20 protein-coding genes are annotated in these 21,089 nt (G+C 73.3%); 12 read left to right on the forward strand and 8 right to left on the reverse strand.

Annotated elements, in window-relative coordinates; translation table 11 throughout:
• The first annotated feature begins 27 nt into the window (after nucleotides 1–27).
• The gene (locus AB0H75_RS05270) at nucleotides 28–1,578 is read left to right on the forward strand and encodes a hypothetical protein (RefSeq protein ID WP_367790711.1); all 1,551 of its coding nucleotides are present in this window, start codon (nucleotides 28–30) and stop codon (nucleotides 1,576–1,578) included.
• Here AB0H75_RS05270 and AB0H75_RS05275 read toward each other — a convergent pair.
• A complete protein-coding gene (locus AB0H75_RS05275; protein WP_367790714.1) occupies nucleotides 1,575–2,783 on the reverse strand; it encodes an MFS transporter in 1,209 nt (402 codons plus the stop codon). The two genes, AB0H75_RS05270 and AB0H75_RS05275, sit on opposite strands and share 4 nt — an antisense overlap.
• 73 nt (nucleotides 2,784–2,856) lie before the next feature.
• Here AB0H75_RS05275 and AB0H75_RS05280 point away from each other — a divergent pair, with 73 nt between their 5' ends.
• Together AB0H75_RS05280 and AB0H75_RS05285 are read left to right on the forward strand one after the other, a co-directional pair.
• Complete coding sequence (locus AB0H75_RS05280) at nucleotides 2,857–3,882, forward strand: ROK family transcriptional regulator (protein ID WP_367790717.1); 1,026 nt, start codon at nucleotides 2,857–2,859, stop codon at nucleotides 3,880–3,882.
• A gap of 123 nt (nucleotides 3,883–4,005) precedes the next feature.
• Nucleotides 4,006–4,254 carry a hypothetical protein gene (locus tag AB0H75_RS05285; RefSeq protein WP_367790720.1) on the forward strand — a complete coding sequence of 83 codons (249 nt, stop codon included), beginning with the start codon at nucleotides 4,006–4,008 and terminating at the stop codon, nucleotides 4,252–4,254.
• 39 nt (nucleotides 4,255–4,293) lie between these two features.
• Here the strand turns inward: AB0H75_RS05285 and AB0H75_RS05290 are convergent, their stop codons facing one another.
• Both AB0H75_RS05290 and AB0H75_RS05295 read right to left on the reverse strand, forming a co-directional pair.
• A complete protein-coding gene (locus AB0H75_RS05290) occupies nucleotides 4,294–5,733 on the reverse strand; it encodes an ATP-binding protein (RefSeq protein ID WP_367790723.1) in 1,440 nt (479 codons plus the stop codon).
• Nucleotides 5,730–7,379 (reverse strand): FAD-dependent oxidoreductase, encoded by a 1,650-nt coding sequence (locus AB0H75_RS05295; RefSeq protein ID WP_367790726.1) that lies wholly within the window; start codon nucleotides 7,377–7,379, stop codon nucleotides 5,730–5,732. Before AB0H75_RS05295 ends, AB0H75_RS05290 begins: the two co-directional genes overlap by 4 nt.
• Nucleotides 7,380–7,486: 107 nt before the next feature.
• Here AB0H75_RS05295 and AB0H75_RS05300 point away from each other — a divergent pair, with 107 nt between their 5' ends.
• Nucleotides 7,487–8,101 carry a TetR/AcrR family transcriptional regulator gene (locus AB0H75_RS05300; RefSeq protein WP_367790730.1) on the forward strand — a complete coding sequence of 205 codons (615 nt, stop codon included), beginning with the start codon at nucleotides 7,487–7,489 and terminating at the stop codon, nucleotides 8,099–8,101.
• Here AB0H75_RS05300 and AB0H75_RS05305 read toward each other — a convergent pair.
• Together AB0H75_RS05305 and AB0H75_RS05310 are read right to left on the reverse strand one after the other, a co-directional pair.
• Nucleotides 8,091–8,852: an SDR family NAD(P)-dependent oxidoreductase gene (locus tag AB0H75_RS05305; RefSeq protein ID WP_367790733.1), complete on the reverse strand. Its 762-nt coding sequence runs from the start codon at nucleotides 8,850–8,852 to the stop codon at nucleotides 8,091–8,093. The genes AB0H75_RS05300 and AB0H75_RS05305 overlap by 11 nt on opposite strands.
• A 7-nt stretch (nucleotides 8,853–8,859) precedes the next feature.
• Nucleotides 8,860–9,744, reverse strand: coding sequence for an RNA polymerase sigma-70 factor (locus AB0H75_RS05310; RefSeq protein WP_367790736.1), 885 nt, complete (start codon nucleotides 9,742–9,744; stop codon nucleotides 8,860–8,862).
• A gap of 99 nt (nucleotides 9,745–9,843) precedes the next feature.
• Between AB0H75_RS05310 and AB0H75_RS05315 the strand changes: the two genes are divergently transcribed.
• Nucleotides 9,844–10,518, forward strand: coding sequence for a ThuA domain-containing protein (locus AB0H75_RS05315; protein WP_367790740.1), 675 nt, complete (start codon nucleotides 9,844–9,846; stop codon nucleotides 10,516–10,518).
• 73 nt (nucleotides 10,519–10,591) lie between these two features.
• A complete protein-coding gene (locus tag AB0H75_RS05320) occupies nucleotides 10,592–11,479 on the forward strand; it encodes a hypothetical protein (RefSeq protein ID WP_367790743.1) in 888 nt (295 codons plus the stop codon).
• Between the two features lie 50 nt (nucleotides 11,480–11,529).
• On the opposite strand, the gene AB0H75_RS05325 is transcribed toward AB0H75_RS05320, so the two are convergent.
• Both AB0H75_RS05325 and AB0H75_RS05330 read right to left on the reverse strand, forming a co-directional pair.
• Entirely contained in the window at nucleotides 11,530–12,147 is a 618-nt protein-coding gene (locus AB0H75_RS05325) for a MerR family transcriptional regulator (RefSeq protein ID WP_367790746.1), read from the reverse strand.
• Nucleotides 12,148–12,162: 15 nt separating this feature from the next.
• Nucleotides 12,163–13,011, reverse strand: a complete 849-nt coding sequence (locus AB0H75_RS05330) for a LysR family transcriptional regulator (protein ID WP_367790749.1) — start codon at nucleotides 13,009–13,011, stop codon at nucleotides 12,163–12,165.
• A gap of 312 nt (nucleotides 13,012–13,323) precedes the next feature.
• On the opposite strand from AB0H75_RS05330, the gene AB0H75_RS05335 reads away from it, so the two are divergent.
• Complete coding sequence (locus AB0H75_RS05335; RefSeq protein ID WP_367792336.1) at nucleotides 13,324–14,355, forward strand: acetyl-CoA acetyltransferase; 1,032 nt, start codon at nucleotides 13,324–13,326, stop codon at nucleotides 14,353–14,355.
• A 181-nt stretch (nucleotides 14,356–14,536) separates the two neighbouring features.
• Here AB0H75_RS05335 and AB0H75_RS05340 read toward each other — a convergent pair whose 3' ends face one another.
• Nucleotides 14,537–15,829 carry an N-acetylglucosamine kinase gene (locus AB0H75_RS05340; protein WP_367790753.1) on the reverse strand — a complete coding sequence of 431 codons (1,293 nt, stop codon included), beginning with the start codon at nucleotides 15,827–15,829 and terminating at the stop codon, nucleotides 14,537–14,539.
• A 60-nt stretch (nucleotides 15,830–15,889) separates the two neighbouring features.
• On the opposite strand from AB0H75_RS05340, the gene AB0H75_RS05345 reads away from it, so the two are divergent.
• Genes AB0H75_RS05345 through AB0H75_RS05365 form a run of 5 tightly spaced genes read left to right on the forward strand, consistent with a single transcriptional unit; the run spans nucleotide 15,890 to nucleotide 21,085 of the window.
• On the forward strand, nucleotides 15,890–16,759 hold the full coding sequence (locus tag AB0H75_RS05345; RefSeq protein WP_367790757.1) for a MurR/RpiR family transcriptional regulator: 870 nt from the start codon (nucleotides 15,890–15,892) through the stop codon (nucleotides 16,757–16,759).
• Nucleotides 16,756–17,502 carry a sugar isomerase domain-containing protein gene (locus tag AB0H75_RS05350; RefSeq protein WP_367790760.1) on the forward strand — a complete coding sequence of 249 codons (747 nt, stop codon included), beginning with the start codon at nucleotides 16,756–16,758 and terminating at the stop codon, nucleotides 17,500–17,502. Before AB0H75_RS05345 ends, AB0H75_RS05350 begins: the two co-directional genes overlap by 4 nt.
• A 60-nt stretch (nucleotides 17,503–17,562) precedes the next feature.
• The gene (locus AB0H75_RS05355; protein ID WP_367790763.1) at nucleotides 17,563–18,930 is read left to right on the forward strand and encodes a cellulose binding domain-containing protein; all 1,368 of its coding nucleotides are present in this window, start codon (nucleotides 17,563–17,565) and stop codon (nucleotides 18,928–18,930) included.
• 23 nt (nucleotides 18,931–18,953) lie between these two features.
• Nucleotides 18,954–20,201: an extracellular solute-binding protein gene (locus AB0H75_RS05360; RefSeq protein ID WP_367790766.1), complete on the forward strand. Its 1,248-nt coding sequence runs from the start codon at nucleotides 18,954–18,956 to the stop codon at nucleotides 20,199–20,201.
• Nucleotides 20,201–21,085: a carbohydrate ABC transporter permease gene (locus AB0H75_RS05365; protein WP_367790768.1), complete on the forward strand. Its 885-nt coding sequence runs from the start codon at nucleotides 20,201–20,203 to the stop codon at nucleotides 21,083–21,085. The genes AB0H75_RS05360 and AB0H75_RS05365 overlap by 1 nt, the downstream gene beginning before the upstream one ends.
• Nucleotides 21,086–21,089: the final 4 nt, after the last annotated feature.

The following is a 21,089-nucleotide window of genomic DNA, read 5'->3' on the forward strand; positions in this document are numbered from 1 at the left end:
GGCCACGGCTTGGTATACCTGGCGCCCATGCTCCCACCTGCCCGCATGATCGTCGTGGCGGCGGCCGCCGCCCTGCTCGCCGGTGTACCGGCACCCTCCTCGGCGGCCGACACCACCTTTGGCTTCACCGACTCCTTCGATCACGCGGTCGACAAGGATCCGACCTACGGCCTGAACGACGCTCTCGCCGTCCGCCAGGAGGGCGCCCAGCGCGGCGTCGCCTACAGCCGGACGCCCGGGCTCTGGTACAAGTCCCCGGCTCCGCGGCCGTGGTACTCCCAGGTGAACCACGCGAAGCACCCCGGCACCCTGTCGTTCTGGCTCGGCACCTCCGCCGTGCGCTTGGAGGCCCCCGTCGTCGCCGGGGCCGACGGACGGGTCGCGGCCCAGGTGACCACCGATCCGGTCGTGGGCGACGAGTCCGACGGGGCGTGGAGCTCGCTCGTGCTCTCCGCGGACCCGGCCGTCACGGGGTACGTCTCCGAGGCGGGCGTGTCACTGGCGCTGCTCGTCCGCAGCGACGGCGGCGTCCAGGCGTTCTCGCACGGCACGATGGTCCTCGACCGTCCGGGCGCGGCCACGCCGGACGCGCGTGGCCGTTACCGCCTGAAGGTCGGCGTGCGGCCCGGCGCGGACACCGCCACCGTCTCCGTGAACGGCGTCACGGCGCAGGTCGCGCTGAAGAAGGCGTTCCCGGCCAGGAGCACGCTGCATCTGGGCGCGTACATCGACGACGACAGGACGACGACCACCTTCGACGACCTGGCGATCGCGGCCGTCGCCCCGGAGCCGGGCGACGTCGGCTCGCTCAGGTACCTGGGATACTTCGCGGCACGCATCACCGAGGCGGGCGGAAACCACCTGCCGGAGGTGCGGGGCCGCTCCAACCTCAACTGGGTCAACATCAGCGACTACTCCCGCTACGCGGCCGAGGTGCTCGAATCGTGCGCGCCGCGCTCGTGCCTGGTCTACACCGGGCACGAGTTCTTCTCAGGCTGCGACGCGGCCGGCAGTCCCACCTGCCGTCTCCACCCCGATCACCGCGAACGGTGGCGGCGCCTGGCGGACAAGGTCAAGCCGCACATGGACAAGGTGGCCGGCTTCTACCTGAAGGACGAGCCCTTCCACAAGGGCGCGTCGTACCAGGACCTCAGGACCTCGGCGCAGGCCGTCAAGGCGACGTTCCCGGACGCGCCGGTCATGATGGTGGAGGCCTCGACCAAGGTGAACTCCGCCCTGCGGGTGCCGCCGGAGGTGGACTGGGTGGGCTTCGACTGGTACTGCCGTACCGGGGCCGAGATCGAGCCGATGCTGCGGACCCTGGAATCGGTCACCGGGCCGGAGCAGAAGCTCTTCCTGATGCCCCAGGCGGCGCCGCTCAAGGCGTGCGGGAGCAAGGCCGGCTACCAGAGCGACGCCGACCTGGCCGAGTTGCAGTGGGACTACGTGGATCTGGCACGGCGGCACCCCCGGGTGATCGGGCTGCTGGCCTTCGGGCTGTGGGTGGAGTCGACCCCCGTCTCCCGGCTGCCCCGGACCATCGAGGCGCACGAGCGCATCGCCGCGAAGCTCCTCTAGCGCGACGGGTTCGCCGCCGTTTGCCTGTCGCCGGCGTGGTCGTCCCGCGGGAGCGGGAGCGGCGCGGGCGGCGCCGGGCGCAGGGCCGGGGCGAGGAACGGCAGGAGGAGGACGACGGCGGTGACGAAGGCGAAGGCGGCCGGGTAGCCGAAGGCGCCGGCGAGCCAGCCCGTCACCGCCGGCGCGGTCAGGCCCGACAGGTACGTGACCGAGGCCACGCCCGCCACGCCCTCGCCCGGCGTCCGGCCGGCGTTGCCCGCCGCCGCCAGCGCGAGCGGCATGATCACCGCGAGGCCCAGCCCGAGCAGCGCGAAGCCGGCGATGGCGAGGGCGGGGACGCGGGCGGCGACCACGAGGACCCCGCCGGCGACGGCGAGGAGGCCGCCCGCGCGGACGCAGGTCACCGGGCCGAGCCGGCGGACGACGTGGTCGCCGAGCAGCCGGGTGCCGGCCATGCAGAGCATGAGGACGGTGTAGGCCGCGGCGGCCAGGCCGGGACCCGCGTCGGTGACCTTGGTGAGGTAGACGGCGGACCAGTTCGCGCCGGCGCCCTCGGCGAACGTCGCGCAGAAGCCGACCAGGCCGATGACGAGGACGCCGCGCGCGGGAAGGGCGAAGCGGCGGGGCGCCGGCGCGCCGGCCGGCCGCCGGGCGGCGCTCACGCGGTCGGGGAGCAGGCTGCGGCCGGCCGCCGCGGCCACGGCGAGCAGGACGAGGGCCGTCCCGGCGAGGTGCAGCCGGGCGTCGACGCCCGCCTGGGCGGCCAGGGCGCCGAGCCCGGCCGCGCCCAGGCTGCCGGCGCTCCACATGCCGTGCAGGCCGGACATGATCGGGCGGTCGAGGTGCTGTTCGAGCTCGACGGCGTGGGCGTTCATGACGACGTCGGACATGCCGGCCGCGCAGCCGAACAGCAGGAACGCGGCGAAGAGCGCGGCGGGCGCGGGGGAGAGGGCCGGCAGGGCCAGGCCCGCGCACCACAGGGCGATGAGCGCGCGGGTGGCGGCGCGGCTGCCCCGTCGGTGGGCGAGGCGGGCGGCCACCGGCATGCCGAGGAAGGCGCCGATCGACGGGCACAGCAGGGCCATGCCGAGGGTGCCGGGGCTGAGGTGCAGGTGCTCCTGGATCCAGGGCAGGCGGGTGGACAGCGAGCCGGCCACGGCGCCGTGGGCGGCGAAGACGGTCGCGATCGCGCGGTGAGGCGTCATGACCTCAAAATTAACAGGCAGGCTTCCTGATGAAAAGAGGTTTCAGGCAGGAAGCCTGCTTATTATGGGAACCGTGAAGACCGCGACCCCCGCCATGGCCCGGGCCATCAACGACCGGCTGGCCCTCGACCTGCTGCTGGAGCGCGGGCCGCTCACCGCCCCCCAGTTGCGCACGCTGACCGGGCTGTCCCGGCCCACGGTGTCCGACCTCATCGAGCGGCTCAAGGAGGGCGGCCTCATCGAGGTGACCGGCGAGTACGGCGAGGACCGGCGCGGGCCGAACGCCCGGCTCTACGGCCTGGTGGCCGACCGCGCCCACGTGGCGGGCGTGGACCTGCGGCGCGACGCCGTCAACGCCACCGTCGCCGACATCACCGGAGCGGTCACCGGCACCGCGAGCGCGCCGCTGCGCGACGGCACGCCCCTGGAGGAGCTGATCGAGGGCGTCCTGCGGGAGGCGGCCGGCGGGCACGCGCTCGACAGCGTGGTGATCGGCGCCCCCGGGCTGGTGGACCCGCGCGACGGCGAGTTGGTCTCGGGGAGCGACGTGCCGGGGTGGCGGCGCGGCGTGGTGCGGGCGCTGGCCGGACGCCTCGGCGGCGTGCCCGCCGTCCTGGAGAACGAGGTCAACCTCGCCGCCGTCGCCGAGCTGCGTACCGGCGCGGCCCAGGGGAGCGAGGACTTCGTGCTGCTCTGGCTGGACGACGGGGTCGGCGCGGCGGTCGTGCTCGGCGGGCGGGTGCGGCGGGGTGCGTCCGGGGGCGCGGGCGAGGTCGGGTTCCTGGAGGTGGACGGGAAGCCGTTCTGCGACCAGCTCGCCGCGCGGACGGCCGGCCGGCTCGGGCGGGCGGAGCTGGCCGACCGGGTGGCCAGGGGGGCGGCGGCGTTCGTGACGCTGCTCGATCCCGGCCTGGTGGTGCTCGGCGGCGAGATGGGGCACGAGGGCGGCGACGAGCTGGCCGCCGCGGTGTCGGCGCGGCTGCGCGAGCTCGCGCCCGCGCCCGCGCAGGTGCGGGCGAGCACGGTGGAGGGCAACGCCGTGTTGCAGGGCGCGGTCCTGACGGCTCTCGACCTGACCCGCGACCGGATCTTCGGCTGACGGCCGGGCAGTGCTCCCGGGCCCGGGCAGTGCTCCCGGGCCCGGGCAGTGCTCCCGGGTCCGGGCGTAGCTCACCCGGCGGCGTGGCATGCTGGACGGACGGCGATCACGAGGAGATCCGCGATGACCCACCCCGCCCCCCGGCGTACCCCCTTGACCAACGACGAGCGAGCCAGGGCCGAGGCGGGCTTCCTCCCCCTGGTGACCGAGCACCTGCGCGCGAGCGGCCGGTTCAGGATCACCGCCGACAGCCCGGAGATGGTGGAGCTGTGGCAGACGGTCGCCCGCAGGGCGGGAGAGACGCTGCGGCAGCCGGTGGTCAGCTACGCCAACGGCCGCGACATCGTCATCACCTTCGGCGACGGCGCCTGAGCCCCCGCCTCGACCGGGCGCGGCGCCGTCGCCGCGCGGTCAGGCGGCAGGGACCGGCTCCCGCAGGGGCAGGCGCACCTCGAACCACGTCTCGCCGGGCACCGAGCGCACCTTGATCTCGCCGCCGTGCCGCCCCGCCACGATCCGGTAGGAGATGTCCAGGCCGAGGCCCGTGCCCTCGCCCACGCTCTTGGTCGTGAAGAACGGCTCGAAGATGCGGTCGAGGATCGCCTCGGGGACGCCGTGGCCGGTGTCACCGATCTCGACGATCGCCTCGTCCTCGTCGTACGCCGTGCGGACGGTGAGCGTGCCCTCCTCGCCCATCGCGTCGAGCGCGTTGTGGATGAGGTTGGTCCACACCTGGTTGAGCTCGCCGGCGTAGCAGGGGATGTCCGGCAGCGTGCGGTCGTAGTCGGTGACCACCGTGATGCCGGGCGGGATCTTGCCGCGGAAGATGGCGAGCGTGCTGTCCAGCAGGTCGTGCACGTCCACCTGCTGGAACGGGGCACGGTCCATCTGGGAGTACTGCTTGGCCGAGCGGATCAGCGTGGTGATGCGCTCGGTCGCCTCGCCCACCTCGCTCAGCATCTGCGAGATCTCCACGGCCTCGGCCAGCCAGCGCACCGCCGCCGGGGCGTGCTCCTCGCCCACCTTGGCGCGGATCTTCTCCAGGTCCTTCGTCGAGAACTCGACCTGGACCAGCGCGGGAGCGAGGTCCCAGGCGTCCTCGACGCCCAGCTCGTCCAGCGCCTCGCCCAGCTCGTCCTCGGCGTCGGAGATCTCCAGCGGCGAGCGCTGCGGCTGCTTGCCCAGCTTGCTCGTGCACGCCTCCTGCGCATCGATGAGCGCGCGCAGCTTCTCCGGCGGGATGCCGTCCTCGGCGAGCTGGGCGAGCTGGAGCCGGGAGTTCTTGATGAGCTGGCGCAGCTCGCCCACGGCGCGCACGGCCGCCGCGGCCGGGTTGTTGAGCTCGTGGGTGAGGCCGGCGGTGATCGTGCCGAGCGCGGTCAGCCGCTGGCGCCGGTCGATGATCTCGCGCTGCATGCGCCCGCCCGACAGCATGCCGTCGAGCAGGTGCATCGCCATCGGGAACCACTCGGCCACGATGTAGGCGAACTTCTTGGCCGGCAGGACGAACACCCGCGACGGGGCGGTGGCGCGCAGCGTGTGCTGGTAGGTCTGCGGGGCGCGGTCGCCGAGGTAGGCGCTGGTGGCGCCGCCGTACACGCCGGGCTGCGAGACGCGGGGCATGGCGACCGTGCCGGCGCTGACCGTCTCGCTGATCATCTGGATCTCGCCCTCGATCAGCACGACGAAGCACTCGGCCGGCTCGCCCTGGCGGACGATGTCCTCCTCCGCCGCGAACGTGCACACCCGGCCGCTGTCGGCCAGCTTGGCGAGCTGCACGTCCTCCAATCGCTCGAACAGGAAGAGTTTGCGCAGCTCGTCGATGTCAATCCGGACGTCTGACTCGGTCATTGCTTCTCCAGGTAGCGGTGCACGAGCGCGACGGCCATCGCGCCCTCCCCGACGGCGGAGGCCACCCTCTTGATCGATTCGGCGCGCACGTCGCCCGCGGCGAACACCCCGGGCACGTTGGTCTCCAGATAGTACGGCTCGCGCCGCAGCGGCCAGTTGCGCGGCCGCTTACCGCCCTGGACCAGGTCGGGACCGGTCAGGACGAACCCGCGCGCGTCCCGCTCGACCGTGTCGCCCAGCCACGAGGTGAACGGCTCCGCGCCGATGAACACGAACAGCCACTGGGCGTCGACCGTGCGCTCCTCGCCCTTGGTCGACAGCGTCAGCCGCTCCAGGTGCCCCGTGCCGCCACCGCCGGTGACCTCCGTCTGGAGGTGCACCTCGATGTTGGGGATCGCGGCGATCTGCTCGATGAGGTAGTAGGACATGGACTTCTCCAAACCATCACTCCTCACCAACAAATGGACCTTGCTCGCGAATCCCGACAGGTAGACCGCGGCCTGCCCGGCCGAGTTGGCCGCGCCCACGATGTAGACGTCGGTGTCGGCGCACGCGGGCGCCTCGGTGAGCGCGGCGCCGTAGTAGACGCCCCGGCTCACGAACTCGTCGAGGCCCGGGGCCTCCAGGCGCCGGTAGGTGACGCCGGTGGCCAGGATCACGGCGTGCGCGGCGATCTCGCCGCCGTCCTTGAACCCGATCACCCGGGCCTGGCCGCGCGGCTCCAGCAGGGTCACCTTGCGCGCGGTCAGCAGCTCGGCCCCGAACTTCAGCGCCTGCCTGCGCGCCCGGTCGGCGAGCTGCTGGCCGGAGACGCCGTCGGGGAAGCCCAGGTAGTTCTCGATGCGGGAGCTCTGGCCCGCCTGGCCGCCCGAGGCATGCGCCTCGACCAGCACGGTGTTGAGCCCCTCGGAGGCGCCGTAGACGGCCGCGCCCAGCCCGGCCGGGCCGCCGCCGACCACGATCAGGTCGTAGAAGTCGGTGGCCGGGGTCGTGGACAGGCCCACGGCCGTGGCCAGCGTGGCCTGGTCGGGCGACTCCAGCGTGGTGCCGTCGGCGGTCACCACCAGCGGCAGGTGACAGCCTTCGCCGGCCGCCCGTACGAGCTGCGCGCCCTCCGGGTCGTCGGCCAGCATCCACTGATAGGGCACGTGGTTGCGGGCCAGGAAGTCGCGCACCTTGTAGGACGGCGCCGACCACCGGTCGCCCACCACGCGCAGCTCCGCCCGCTCGATCCGGTCGGTACGCAGCCAGGCGTCGAGCTGCCCGTCGATGACCGGGTAGAACTTCTCCTCCGGCGGGTCCCACGGCTTGAGCAGGTAATGGTCGAGATCCACCACGTTGATCGCCTGGATGGCCGCGTCGGTGTCGGCGTAGGCGGTCAGCAGCACGCGCCGCGCGTACGGATACATGTCCATGGCGGCTTCCAGGAACTGCACGCCGTTCATCTGCGGCATCCGGTAGTCGGCCAGGATGGCCGCCACGTCGTCGCCGCGCAGCCGCATCTCCCTGACCGCCTCGATGCCGTCCCTGGCCGTCTCGGCGCGAACAATCCGGTATTCCTGGCCATAGCGGCGTCTCAGGTCGCGAGCCACCGCCCGCGACACGCCCGGGTCGTCGTCCACCGTCACGATGACCGGCTTGTCCATGCCCCTACCTTCTCCCCAATGGTCTTACAGGAAGGATGTCATGGGCGGGCAAGTGGCCGGGAACGCGCTCATACCAGCACCCGTACCGGCGCTCATATCATGGGCGGATGGGCACCCGCGACCGTCTCATCGACGCCGCTGAGCAGGTCATCCGCGAGTTCGGCATCGCCGGCGCGACCACCAAGCGGATCGCGGCGGCGGCCGGCTGCTCCGAGGCCCTGCTCTACAAGCACTTCCCCGGCAAGGAGAAGCTGCTGCTCGCGGTGCTGCTGGAGCGGCTGCCCGCGCTCGGCCCGGCCCTGACCCGGCTGCGGCTGGCCACGGGCGACGGGGGCGGCGACGGCGGTGATGGCGGTGGTGGTGGCGGTGGCGGCGGCCTGGTCGCCGAGCTGACCACGTTCACGCTGGCCGCCCTGGAGTTCTACAAGCGGGCCGCGGGCATCGCCTCGGGCGTGCTGGCCGACCCGTCGCTCCTGCGCGGGTTCCGCGCCATGCTGGCCAGGAGCGGGTCCGGCCCCCACCTGCCCGTCCTGGCGCTCGCCGAGATCATCGCGGCCGAGCAGCACCGCGACCGCATCGACCGCGGGATCGACGCCGGCGCCGCGGCGGCCATGCTCATGGGAGCCTGCTTCCACCGGGCGAACCTGTCCTACTACGTGGACCCGCCCGACGACGACGCCACCTGGGCCAAGGCCGTGGTCGGCACGCTGCTCAGGCGATGACCCGGCTCTCGCCGCCGTCCACCAGCAGCGACACCCCGTTGACGAACGACGCCCGCTCGCTGGCGAGGAACGCCACCACGTCCCCCACCTCCTCGGGACGCCCGATCCGGCCCACCGGCACCGCCCTGCCCCGCTCGGCCAGGTTGTGCTCGCCGCCGGAGGTCTCACGCAGCCGGTCGGTGTCGATGGGGCCGGGCAACACGTTGTTGACCAGCACGCCGTCGCCGCCGACCTCGCGGGCCAGCGTGCGCACGACGCCGGCCACGGCGGAGCGGGTGGCGTTGGACAGCGCCAGGCCGTCCAGCGCCTCGCGCACGGAGCGGCTGGTGATCGTCACGATCCGGCCCCAGCCGCGCGAGCGCATCTCGGGCAGCACGGCGTGGATCAGGCGTACGGTGCCGAGCAGGTTGCGCTGCACGGCGACGTCCCAGTCGGCCAGGGACAGGTCGGTGAACCGCCCCGGCGGCGGGCCGCCCGCGTTGGCCACCAGGATGTCCACCGGGCCGAGCACGTCGCGGGTCTCCTCGACGACGCGCCGGGCGGCCGCGGGGTCCTCCACGTCGGCCAGCACGGCGTGCACGACCTTGCCGAACTCCTGCAGCTCCACCACCGCGTCCGCAAGCCGCTCCGGGCTGCGGCCGGCCACGCACACGTCGCAACCCTCCCGCGCCAGGCTCTTGGCGGCGGCCAGTCCGATGCCCGCGCTGCCTCCGGTGACCAGGGCGACCTTGCCCGCGATGCCGAGATCCATGGGGCGACTATAGATCGTCCGAGCTCTCCGGGCGGACGCGGGCAAGTTTGTCCGGGTTGAGCACGGCGTAGATGTCGTGGATCCGGCCGTCCCGTACGTCGATCATGATGAGCTGGCGGTGGCCCGCGACGCGCGTCCAGATCGCGGCCTCGCCGTTGACGTCCAGCAGGCGCGCGTCCGAGAAGTCGTAGCGGTCCAGCAGGCCGCCCATGAACGCCGCCACCTTGCGCCGGCCGAGGACCGGGCGCAGCGCCGCCCGCACCTTGCCGCCGCCGTCGTTCCAGGCGACGACGTCCTCGTGGAGGAGGTCCTTGAGCGCGTCCAGGTCGCCGCCCGCCGCGGCCGCCATGAACCGCGTCAGCAGCCTGGAGTGGTCCTCCCGCGAGGGCGCGAACCGGTCGCGGCCCTCCGCCAGCCGCACCGAGGCCCGGCGGTGGAGCTGGCGGGCGTTGGCCACCGACGTGCCGACGATCTCGGCGACCTGCTCGTACGGCAGCTCGAACGCCTCCCGCAGCACGAACACCGCCCGCTCCGGCGGCGACAGCCGCTCCATCAGGTGCAGCGTCGCGAACGAGACGGTGTCGCGCAGCTCGGCGGTGTCCAGCGGCCCCGCCTCCGCCGTCGCGACCGGCTCGGGCAACCACGGCCCCGTGTACGCCTCCCGCTTCACCCGGGCCGAGCGGAGCTGGTCCAGCGCCAGCCGCGACACCACGGTCACCAGGAACGCCCGCGGCTCCCTGACCTGGGAGCGGTCGGTGCCCTGCCAGCGCAGCCACGCCTCCTGCACCACGTCCTCGGCGTCCCACATGCTGCCGAGCAGCCGGTAGGCCAGGCCGAGCAACATCGGCCGGTGCTCCTCGAAGCCCGCCTCGGCCTCTGTCCTCACGTCCACGGTAGGAATCATGCCGCCTCCCCGAAGCACGAGGAATGCCGGGGCCGGAGGTGACAGTTCCGGGTGGAAAAGCGGTGACGGCCGTGATGAGCTGGGGAAGTGGCAAGAAATCTGATCCTGTCGGGAGGCGTGTTCCACGACTTCGCCGCCACGTCGGCCGCCCTGGCGGAGGTGCTGGCCGAGGTGGGGGTCGAGTCCGAGATCACCGAGGACATCGCGGGCGCGCTCAGCGAGCCGCCGGAGGTCCAGCTCATCACCGTCAACGCGCTGCGCTGGCGGATGACCCAGGACCGCTTCGCCGACCTGCGCGAGCAGTGGCGCTTCGAGCTGCCGGCCGGGGCCCGCACCACGATCCTCGACCATCTGGACCGGGGCGGCGGGCTGCTGTGCATGCACGCGGCGTCCATCTGCTTCGACGACTGGCAGGGCTGGCCGCGCGTGCTGGGCGGCTGCTGGACCTGGCCCAAGTCGCACCACCCGCCGCTCGGCTGGACGAGCGTCCGCGTCCACGGCGGGCATCCGGTGGTGGACGGCCTGCGCGACTTCGACGTGGTGGACGAGGTCTACAGCGATCTCGACATCCTGCCCGACGTCCGGCCGCTGGCCTCGGCCAACGGCCAGCCGCTGGTCTGGGCGCGGCCGGTGCGGCGCGGCCGGGTGCTCTACGACGCGCTCGGCCACGACACCCGCTCCTACGACAACGAGGTGCACCGCACGCTGCTCCAGCGGGCCGCGCTCTGGCTGCTCAAGCGGCCGGTCACCGTCAGGGAGTGACAGCCGCCCCGCGTCCTGCCCGGCGTCCGGAACGTACAAGACCGCTCCTCGCGGCCGTGGGCACGATGGCCTCATGAACGTGAACCTCGACGTGATCCCGGCCTTCCTGGCCACCCACGGCCGCCTGCTCGACCGGCGCCGCTACGACCTCGTGGCGGGCGGCGGCGACGCGGAGAGCGTGCTGGCCGCCCTGGAGGGCTACCGCAACCCCGACGGCGGCTACGGGTGGGGGCTGGAGCCCGACCTGCGCTCGCCGGAGAGCCAGCCCGGCGCCGCGCTGCACGCCTTCGAGGTGTTCGAGGACATCGCCCCGCACACCTCCCCCCGTGCCGCGGCGCTGTGCGACTGGCTGGAGTCGGTCACGCTGCCCGACGGCGGGCTGCCGTTCGCGCTGCCGCTGACCGTGGCCGAGGGCACCGCGCCCTGGTGGGCGGGGAGCGACCCCGGCGTGTCGTCCCTCCAGATCACCGCCGTGTCGGCGGCCGCCGCCCGTGCCGTGGCCGCCCACGACCCGGCCGTGGCCGCCCACCCGTGGTTGTCCCGGGCCACGCGGTACTGCCTGGACACGATCGAGGCGCTGGAGGAGCGGCCGCACGCGTACGTGCTGGCGTTCGCGTGCGGCTTCCTCGACTCCGTGCACGACACCGAGCCCCGCGCGGCGGGCCTGCTGAAGAAGCTCGCGGCGTACGTCCCGGCGGACGGCCGGGTGCCGGTCGAGGGCGGCACGGCGGAGGAGGCGCTGCGGCCCCTGGACCTGGCGCCGTTCCCGGGCCGGCCGGTCCGCGAGCTGCTGGCGCCCGAGGTGGTCGCCGCCGACCTGGCGCGGCTGGCCGGTGAGCAGCGGGAGGACGGCGGCTGGACGGTGGACTTCGCGCCGGTCTCGCCCGCCGGGGCGCTGGAGTGGCGCGGCGCGGCCACCGTGCGGGCGGTGCGCGTCCTGCGGGCCAACGGCGTCATCTGAGCCGGGTCGTGCGAGCCGGGTCCTTCGAGGCGGGTCCTTCGAGCCCCGGGTCATTTGAGCCGCTCGGCGGACTCCGACTCCTGGGCCATGCGGCGCAGCGCGTCGAACGCCTTGCCGTACAGGACCGAGCCCAGCACCAGGGCCTCCACGGCGGCGTCGCGCGGCCCGTCGAAGGGGATGGTGTCCATCTCGACCTCCGTGACCAGCTCGTTCGCCGCCTCCACGTACGGCCGCAGGTCGACCGGCACGCCGAGCTGGCGCATGCGCACCAGCGTCTGGGCCAGCTCGTCGCGGGTCGGGGCCTCGGGGTGGATGTGCCAGCCCAGCTCGTCGATGAGGGTGTCCACCTGGGCGCGGGCGGCCCGCCACTCCTCGGTGGGCTCCGGCTCGACCGTGGGGCCGAGGGCGTAGTGGGCGGTGCCCAGCATCTCGTGCATGGGCAGCGACTCGTCGTCCACGGCGTCGATGATCTTCTTGATCGAGGCCACCGGCACCTTGCCCACCTCCAGCAGCGCCCGGATCATGCGGAGCCTGCGCAGGTGCGACCCGTCGTACTCGGCCCGGGTCGCGGACGTCTGCTCGCCCTGGTGCAGCAGCCCTTCGCGCAGGTAGTACTTGATCGTGGGGATGGCCACGCCGGAGCGGGAGCTGAGTTCCGAGATGCGCATTATTGGATACTATCGCTATCCAGTACGTGCCACGTGGCGCGCCGCGCTGACCAGCTCCGGGATGTCCACCTGCCGGTTCCAGAGGAACACCACCTCCAGCGGCGGGACGTCCTCCTTGATCGGCAGGAAGACCAGGCTGTCCGGCACCGGCGTTCCCTCGTGCACGCAGAGCGTATAACCGGCGCCCCGCTCCACCATCGTGATCGCCAGGTCGTGGGTGGCCGCGGCCTGGCCCAGGCGCGGATGGAGCCGGTGGCGGACGAAGCCCTCCAGGAAGCGCCGCGCGCCCGCCACCGCGTCGGACTCCGGCATCACCAGCGGCTCGGCCGCCAGGTCCGCCAGCGACACCGCCTCCGCGCCGGCCAGCGGGTGGTCGCGGTGCAGCAGCGCGCGCACGGGGAAGCGGTGGACCAGCATCCGGGCCACGCCCCGCGGCAGCGAGCCGGGCGCGTACCCCAGGCCGGCGTGCAGGGTGCCGTCCACGATGGAGACGATCTGCTCGGCGGTGCTCATCGGGGCCACGCGCAGCCGCAGGCCCTGGAGCTGGCAGAGCACGCGGGCGACCACGTCGGCCAGCCCGTCGGCCACGCCCAGACGGGCGTCCCTGCCCGTGCTCCTGGCCGCGGACACCGCCCGCTCGAAGGCGTCCACCGCGACCGTGGCCTGGGCCAGGAACGCCTCGCCCGCCTCGGTGAGCTGCACGCCGCTGGAGGAGCGGCTGAACAGCTCGACCCCGACCTCCTTCTCCAGCGCCCGGAGCTGCTCCGACAGCGTGGGCTGGGCTATGTGCAGGGCGGCGGCGGCCCGGCGCAGGCTGCCTGCCCGCGCGATGGCCATGGCGTACCGGACGTAGCGTAGATCCATCGCTCACCTCGGGGTGATGGTGATGGGCTGTCGGGAGATCGCACCTCCGTATTACAAGACGGGACAGCTCCCGTGAAGACGCTCAGTCACCAAGACGGGAGAGTGCTGCGCGGGAGGCGGGAGAAAGGGCTGGTGGCGGGGGTGCCCGGAGTTCCGCGCCGGCGCGGGCGGCTGGTTTCGGGGCGGCGGGCGGTGGGGTTGCGGGCGGCCCTTATGGCGGGCCGGTAACCTAGCAAGCGCTTGGCCGTGTGCTAGCGTGGGCGGGTGGGGACGCAGGCGTTCGCCGGGCGGGCCGCCGTCGCCGGGATCGGCATGACGGCGCTGACCCGGCGCTCCGGGCGCACGGAGCTGGAGCTCGCCGCCGAGGCGTGCCGGGCGGCCTGCGCCGACGCGGGCCTGCGGCCGGGCGAGGTGGACGCCGTGCTCAGCTACCACCTCGGCGACTCCGCGCCCGTCGTCCAGGTCGCGCGGGCCCTCGGCATGGAACGGCTCGGCTGGCACAACGACATCGCGGGCGGCGGCACCCAGGCCGCCTCCGTCCTGGGGGACGCGGCCCTGCTGATCTCCGCCGGGATCGCGCGGCACGTCCTGATCTACCGCGCGCTCAACGGCCGCTCGGGCCGGCGCATGAACACCGTCTCCACCGGCCCGCAGGAACGCTTCACCTACGGGCTGGCCGGGCCCGTCCCGCTGTTCGCCCTGGCCGCCACCCGCTACCTGCACGACACCGGCCTGACCGAGGAGCACCTGCACGCGGTCGTCGCCCAGTCCCGGCACAACGCCGCGACCAACCCCCGGGCGCTGCGCCGCGAGCCGCTGGGGCTGGCCGACTACCTCGCCCGGCCGTACGTCGCCACGCCGCTGCGCACCGTGGACTGCTGTCAGGAGACCGACGGGGCCTGCGCGCTGCTGGTCAGCGGCGTGCTGGACGGGCCCAGGATCCGGGCCGCCGTGCGCGGCGGCGGGCCCGGCTGCTCGTCCATGGACCGGTCGGCCGACGTCACGGCCGTGTTCTCCGCGTACGTGGCGCCCATGCTCTGGGACGCCTCCGGCCTGCGGCCGGCGGACGTGGACGTGATGTTGCCCTACGACGCGTACTCGTGGCTGGTGCCCCGGCAGCTCGAGGACTTCGGGCTGGTCCGGCGGGGGGAGCTGGGGGCGTACCTGCTGGAGCGCCGCCACGCCTGGCTCAACCCGCACGGCGGCCTGCTGTCGGAGGGCTACGTGCACGGCCTCAACAACGTGGCCCAGGCGGTACGGGAACTGCGGACGGGACGGCACGAGGTGGCGCTGGTGACGGGGTTCGGCGGCAGCTACGGAAGCGCGGCCCTCCTCACCGCCTGAACGGCACCCAGGGCCGGGCACGGCCGAAGGACGCCCGACGGCCCCGGGGCGTCGGGATGGTCTCAGGGTGACGGGATGGTCTCGGGGTGACGGTGGTCCGGGGCGGTGGGTGGCCCGGAGCGGTGGGTGGCCCGGAGCGGCGGGTGGCCCGGAGCGGCGGGTGGCCGAGGGCGGTGGGTGGTCAGGGCGGCGGGGTGGTGAAGCGGACGTGTGTTCGGGCCGCCCGTTCGGGGCCGACCAGGGGAAGCGCGGCCAGCCACGCGGCGGCCCCCGCCGCGTCCCCCGCCACCACCACGTCCCTCGTCCCCGCCACGCCCCTTGTCCCCGCCACGTCCCTCGTCCCCGCCACGTCCCTCGCCACCACTGGGTCCCTCGTCCTCGCCACGTCCCTCGTCCTCACTACGTCCCTTGTCCACGTCGCGTCTCCACTCCTTACCGCGTCCCCTGTCCCCGCCGGGTCCCCCGCTCCCACTTCCGGCCGGTCCGTCACGGGTGTGTCCGTGTCGCGTTGGGGGTGGTCCGCCGTGTCGCTCGGCGGGGTGCGCAGGAGGGCCTGGACCGCGCGCCGGATCGGGCCGTCCGCCGTGAGCACGCCGCCGGCCAGGACCACGGGCAGGCCGGGCTCGCGTACCTCGGCGGCGGTCCGGGCGAGCCGGCGTGCGGCCTCGGCGACGATGGCCAGCGCCGCCGGGTCCCCCGCCTCGGCGGCGCGGCTCACCAGCGGTGCCAGCTCGGCCAGCGCGAGCGGCGCCCGCCCGTACACCGCCGCCGCCAGCTCCGCCACCCTCGCGCCTGCCTCCGCTTCCACCCGCGCCTCCACCCCCGCTCCCGTCTCCGCCCTCACCCCCGCTCCCGCCCCCGCTCCCGCTCCCGTCTCCACCCCCGCCCCCGCCGTCCGGTCCGGCTCCCCGGTCCAGGAGAGCAGGTGGGCGGTGACCAGCGAGGCGAGAGGGCCGGCCGGGTGCCGGGCGTCGAGGGCGCGGAGGGTGTGGCGGGCGGCGGCGCGGCCGAGCCAGAAGGCGGAGCCCTCGTCGCCCAGCAGCCAGCCGTAGCCGTCGGCCGTCGCCGCCACCGCGTGGCCGGTAATTTTTGCCGCGATGGCCCCCGTCCCCGAGATGAGCACCGTCCCCGAGGGGGCGGGCGTGCCGGCGGCGAAGGCGGTCACGACGTCGCCGACCACCCGCACCGGCGGCCCGCAGGGCAGCAGCGCGGCCAGCACCTCCACCGCCAGCTCCCGGCAGCGCCCCGGATCCCCGGCCAGCCCGACCACGACCCCGTTCACCTGGGCGGACACCCCTCCCAGCGCCTCGCGCACCGCCGCCGCCAGATGCGCGCGGGCGGCGTCCCGGCCGAGCGTCACCGGGTTCGCCCCGGGGGCCCGCCCGCGCCCCACCGCCGTCCCGTCGAGGGTGAGGAGCGCGGCCCGCGACGCCGTGCCGCCCGCGTCCACCCCGAGCACCAGCCCATCACTCATGTAAAAAATTATTGCCCAAACCTCTTGACGGCGCCAGATCCCGTGCATAATTTTCACGGCGTGGAACTTCTCGCCCGCATCCAGGCCGAGCGCCCCGACATGCCCGACGCCCTCCGCAAGGTCGCCGAGGCCATCCTCGCCGCCCCGGCTGAGGCCGCCCGGCTGACCATCGTGGACCTCGCCGAGCGGAGCGGGACCTCCACGGCCACCATCACCCGCTTCTGCCGGGCCCTCGGCTTCGCCGGTTACGCCGAGCTGCGCGTGGCCGTCGCCACCGAGACCGGCCGCCGGGCGCGGCAGACCTGGCAGACCGACATCGGCCAGGAGATCCTGCCCGACGACAGCCTCGACAAGGTGCTCGGCGTCGTCTCCGGCAACGACATCCGCCTGATCCAGGAGACCGCCGACCAGCTCGACCTGGCCGTGGTGGACAAGGTGGCGCAGGCGGTGGCCAGGGCGGGGCGGGTGCTGCTGTTCGGCGTGTCGAGCAGCGCGGCCGTGGCCAGCGAGATGGAGTACCGGTTGCAGCGCATGCGGGTGCCGACCTGGAGCAGGTCCGACGCCCACAGCGCGCTGACCGACGCCGCGCTGCTCGGCCAGGGCGACGTGGCGATCGGCATCTCGCACAGCGGCCGTACCCGCGAGGTCATCGAGGTGCTGGCCGAGGCGAGCAGCCACGGCGCGATCACCGTGGCGGTCACCTCGCAGCCACGCTCGCCGCTGGCGGAGGTCGCCGAGCTGGTGCTCACCACGGCCAGCCGGGCGACGAGCTTCCGGTCGGAGGGGTTCGCCGCGATCCACTCGCAGCTCCTGGTGCTCGACGTCGTGTACGTGTCGGTGGCGCAGCGCACGTACGAGCGCACCCGGCAGGCGTTCGACGTCACCGTCCGCGCGGTCGCCGGACACCGCCTACCCGAAGGGGACTTATGACAATAAATCCAGAGGACTTCGCCAACCACGTCGCCGAGCTCGTCCGCGCCGTCCCCGCCGACCCCGAGCTCGACCGCGCCGCCGACCTGTTCACCAAGGCCCTCACCGCCGGCGGCGTGATCCAGGCGTTCGGCTCCGGCCACTCCGAGGCCGTCGCCATGGAGATCGCCGGCCGGGCCGGCGGCCTCGTCCCCACCAACCGGCTCGCGCTCAGGGACATCGTCCTGTACGGCGACGCGCCCCGCGCCGAGCTGGACCGCTACGACCTCGAACGCGACCCGGCCGTCGCCCGCACGATCCTCGACCTGGCCCCCGTCCATCCGCACGACCTGTTCGTCGTCATCTCCAACTCGGGCGTCAACGGCGTGGTCGTGGAGCTGGCCACGCTGGTCAAGCAGCGCGGCCACGACCTGGTCGCGATCACCTCACGCGCCCACAGCGAGGCCGTCCCCTCCCGCCACCCCTCGGGCCACCGGCTCATCGACCTGGCCGACGTCGTCCTGGACAACCGCGCGCCCTACGGCGACGCCGTGCTCCCCCTGCCCGGCGGCGGCGCCGTCGGGGCCGTGTCCACCATCACCTCCGCGTTGCTGGCTCAGCTCGTCGTGGCCCGCACCGTGCGCAACCTGCTCGACGCGGGCGAGACCCCGCCGGTGTACCTGTCCGCCAACGTCCCGGAGGGCGACGCCCACAATCTCCGGCTCGAAGCGCGTTACGTCGGCCGCATCCGGCGCGGCGCCTGATCACCCCTTCGCCCCGCCGGCCGCCATCGGGCCGGTTCGGCATGCAAGGAGACACCCCCCATGTCCAGAAATGTCGTGAAAATCGTCCTTGCGGTAGCCCTTCCCCTCGCCCTCGTCATCGGCGCCCTGGTCGCCCCGGCCGGCGCCGCCCAGGCCGTACGCCTCCAGTACCGCACCAGCGCCCCCGGCCCGACCACCGCCCAGGCCGAGCCCTGGTTCAAGCTCTTCAACGACGGCACCACCACCATCCCGCTCAACCAGGTCAAGATCCGCTACTACCTGACCGGCACCGAGACCTACCGCTTCGCCTGCTCCTGGGCGGTGGTGGGCTGCTCGACGGTGACCGGCCAGTTCGTCCGCCAGTCGGGCGCCGACCAGTACCTGGAGGTCGGCTTCACCGCCGGCGGCCTGGCCCCCGGCGCGAACACCGGTGACCTGCAACTGCGCTTCTACCGCGCCGACTGGCAGAGCTTCACCCAGAGCGACGACTACTCCTACGGCCCCGGCACGTCGTACGCGAACTGGGACAAGGTGACCGTGCACGTCAACGGCACGCTCGCCTGGGGCAAGCCCAACGGCACGGAGCCGACCCCGACCACCAGCCCCACCGGCACCCCGACCGGCACCCCGACCGGCTCGGCGGGTGTCCTGTTCGACGACTTCAGCTACTCCGGCCCGGCCGACCCGCTGCTCGCCCAGCGCGGCTGGACCGTCCGCTCCAGCTCGGGCGGCCCCGGCGTGCCCGGCGCGACCTGGTCGCCGTCGGCGGTCTCGTTCCCCGGCGGCCTGCTGACGCTCGACTCCTCGACGAACGGCACCGCCGCCGGCACCGTCCAGACCGAGCTGTCCACCGCCAACCGCAAGTTCTTCGAGGGCACCTACGCCGCCCGCGTCCGCTTCAGCGACGCGCCGACGAGCGGCCCGGACGGCGAGCACGTGGTGCAGACGTTCTTCACCATCACCCCGCTGCGCTACAACCTCGACCCCGACTACGGCGAGCTGGACTTCGAGTACCTGCCCAACGGCGGCTGGGGCGAGCCGTCGAACATCCTCTACACCACGAGCTGGGAGACCTACCAGGCCGACCCCTGGCAGGCCGTCAACACCCACACCGAGGAGCGGGCGAGCTTCGCCGGCTGGCACGACCTGGTGATCCAGGTCTCCGGCGGCCGGATGAGGTACTACGTGGACGGCCGGCTGTTCGCCGACCACGGCGACATCTACTACCCCGAGACGCCGATGTGGATCATGTTCAACCAGTGGTTCATCGATCTCCAGGGCGCCACGGGCACCCGTACCTACCGCCAGCAGGTGGACTGGCTCTACTACAGCAAGAACGAGGTCGTCACCCCCGCCGACGTGGTGAGCCGGGTCGGCGCCCTGCGCTCGGCCGGCACCGCCTTCCGCGACACCGTCCCCACCTCCTGAGCCCCGATCCCTGAGAGAACGCCATGAACAACCGCATCCTGGCGCTGGCGGCCGTGTTCGCGCTGGCCGCCTGTGGCGCCTCGGAGCAGCCCCAGGCTTCCTCCGGCCCCGTCAGGCTGACCGTCTGGATCATGGACGGCAGCGTCACCCAGGACCTGCTGAAGTCGTTCGAGACCGAGTACGAGACCGCCCACAAGGGCGTGGACCTCGACATCCAGATCCAGGCGTGGGACGGCATCGGCGAGCGCGTCACCGCCGCCCTGGCCAGCACCGACGCCCCCGACGTGATCGAGGTCGGCAACACCCAGGTCGCCCAGTACTCCGCCAGCGGCGGCGTCACCGACCTGACCGGCAAGATCGCCGACCTCAAGGGCGAGGACTGGCTGCCGGGCCTGGCCCAGCCGGGCAACATCGGCGGCCGGCAGTACGGCGTCCCGTGGTACGCCGCCAACCGCGTCGTCGTCTACAACAAGGACCTGTGGGCCAAGGCCGGCGTCAAGGAGCCGCCGAAGACCCGCGAGGAGTGGCTGGAGGTCACCGCCAAGCTGAACAAGGGCGGCGACCAGGGCATCTACCTGACCGGCCAGACCTGGTACGCCCTGGCCGGCTTCATCTGGGACGAGGGCGGCGACCTCGCCGTCCAGGAGGGCGGCAAGTGGAAGGGCGCCCTCGACACCCCGCAGGCCCTGGCCGGCATGGACTTCTACAAGCGCCTCCAGGCCCTCGGCAGGGGCCCGAAGGACGCCGACGAGGCCAACCCGCCGCAGCACGAGGTGTTCGCGCAGGGCAAGGTCGCCCAGATCATCGCCGTGCCCGGCGTCGCCGCCCGGGTGCTGGAGGTGGAGCCGGCGATGAAGGGCAAGATGGGCTTCTTCCCGATCCCGGGCAAGACCCCCGACAAGCCGGGCACGGTCTTCACCGGCGGCTCCGACCTCGTCATCCCGGCCGCCTCCAAGCGGCAGGAGGAGGCGTACGAGCTGGTCAAGGCCCTGGCCGGGGAGAAGTTCCAGACCGAGCTGGCCAAGGCGATGAGCTTCGTGCCCAACCGCACCTCGCTGGCCGGCGTGCTCTCCGGCGACGCGGGCACCGCCGCCATGGCCAGGGCCGCCGCCAACGGCCGCGCCACCCCCAACACCCCCAACTGGGCGGCGGTCGAGGCCACCTCCGTGATCAAGCAGTACATGACCGCCGTGCTGACCGGCGCCGACCCGGCGACGGAGGCGAAGAAGACCTCCGCGTCCATCACCGCGACGCTGAACAGCGGATCCTGATGCGAGGAAGGACGAGTGCCCTCTGGCCCTACCTGCTCATCGCGCCCGCGGTGGCAGGCGGGGCCTTCCTCCTGCTGTATCCGCTGCTCAAGGCGGCGGTGATCTCCTTCCAGCACTTCCGGATGGGCGAGCTGATCCGGGGCGGCGCGGTCCTGGCCGGCCTGGACAACTACGCCGAGCTGCTGGCCGGCGAGGAGTTCTGGCGGGTGCTGGGCCGCACCGCCGCCTGGACCGCGATCAACGTGGTGCTCATCGTGACGCTGTCCACCGGCGTGGCCCTCATGCTGGAGCGGCTGCGGCGCGGCCTGCGGCTGGCCCTGATGAGCGCGCTGGCCCTGGCCTGGGCCACCCCGATCATCGCGGCCACGACCGTCTTCCAGTGGCTGTTCCAGTCGGAGCTGGGCGTGGTCAACTGGCTGCTGGTCACGCTCGGCCTCGACTCCTTCCGGGGCTACACGTGGTTCGCCGACGGCACGGCCACGTTCGCGGTGCTGGTGGTGCTCGTCGTGTGGCAGTCGGTGCCGTTCGCCGCCCTCACCCTCTACGCCGGGCTCACCACGATCCCGGCCGAGTTGTACGAGTCGGCCCGCATCGACGGCGGCACCGGCCGGCAGATCTTCACGAAGGTCACCTTCCCCATGCTCCGGCAGCTCTTCGCCCTGGTCGCCTCGCTGGAGGTGATCTGGGTGGCCAAGTGCTTCCCGCAGATCTGGGTGCTCAGCCAGGGCGGCCCGGACGGCGCCACCACCACCCTGCCGGTGTACGCCTTCAAGGTCGCCCGCGTGCTGCACCGCTACGACCTCGGCTCGGCGGTCGCCATGGTCACGGTCGTCATCCTGGCCGTCGCCCTGGTCAGCAACCTGCGAAGGATGGTGCGCCAGTGAGAGG

Origin of the sequence: Nonomuraea sp. NPDC050783, from assembly GCF_040802095.1 — a bacterium.
GTDB lineage: Bacteria > Actinomycetota > Actinomycetes > Streptosporangiales > Streptosporangiaceae > Nonomuraea.

Coding starts and splice junctions, on each gene's coding strand:
- AB0H75_RS05350 (WP_367790760.1), top strand. CDS start 16,756: ATGACAATAAATCCAGAGGACTTCGCCAACCACGTCGCCGAGCTCGTC.
- AB0H75_RS05320 (WP_367790743.1), top strand. CDS start 10,592: ATGAACGTGAACCTCGACGTGATCCCGGCCTTCCTGGCCACCCACGGC.
- AB0H75_RS05285 (WP_367790720.1), top strand. CDS start 4,006: ATGACCCACCCCGCCCCCCGGCGTACCCCCTTGACCAACGACGAGCGA.
- AB0H75_RS05275 (WP_367790714.1), bottom strand. CDS start 2,783: ATGACGCCTCACCGCGCGATCGCGACCGTCTTCGCCGCCCACGGCGCC.
- AB0H75_RS05340 (WP_367790753.1), bottom strand. CDS start 15,829: ATGAGTGATGGGCTGGTGCTCGGGGTGGACGCGGGCGGCACGGCGTCG.
- AB0H75_RS05295 (WP_367790726.1), bottom strand. CDS start 7,379: ATGGACAAGCCGGTCATCGTGACGGTGGACGACGACCCGGGCGTGTCG.
- AB0H75_RS05365 (WP_367790768.1), top strand. CDS start 20,201: ATGCGAGGAAGGACGAGTGCCCTCTGGCCCTACCTGCTCATCGCGCCC.
- AB0H75_RS05270 (WP_367790711.1), top strand. CDS start 28: ATGCTCCCACCTGCCCGCATGATCGTCGTGGCGGCGGCCGCCGCCCTG.
- AB0H75_RS05305 (WP_367790733.1), bottom strand. CDS start 8,852: ATGGATCTCGGCATCGCGGGCAAGGTCGCCCTGGTCACCGGAGGCAGC.
- AB0H75_RS05330 (WP_367790749.1), bottom strand. CDS start 13,011: ATGGATCTACGCTACGTCCGGTACGCCATGGCCATCGCGCGGGCAGGC.
- AB0H75_RS05325 (WP_367790746.1), bottom strand. CDS start 12,147: ATGCGCATCTCGGAACTCAGCTCCCGCTCCGGCGTGGCCATCCCCACG.
- AB0H75_RS05335 (WP_367792336.1), top strand. CDS start 13,324: ATGACGGCGCTGACCCGGCGCTCCGGGCGCACGGAGCTGGAGCTCGCC.
- AB0H75_RS05290 (WP_367790723.1), bottom strand. CDS start 5,733: ATGACCGAGTCAGACGTCCGGATTGACATCGACGAGCTGCGCAAACTC.
- AB0H75_RS05360 (WP_367790766.1), top strand. CDS start 18,954: ATGAACAACCGCATCCTGGCGCTGGCGGCCGTGTTCGCGCTGGCCGCC.
- AB0H75_RS05300 (WP_367790730.1), top strand. CDS start 7,487: ATGGGCACCCGCGACCGTCTCATCGACGCCGCTGAGCAGGTCATCCGC.
- AB0H75_RS05355 (WP_367790763.1), top strand. CDS start 17,563: ATGTCCAGAAATGTCGTGAAAATCGTCCTTGCGGTAGCCCTTCCCCTC.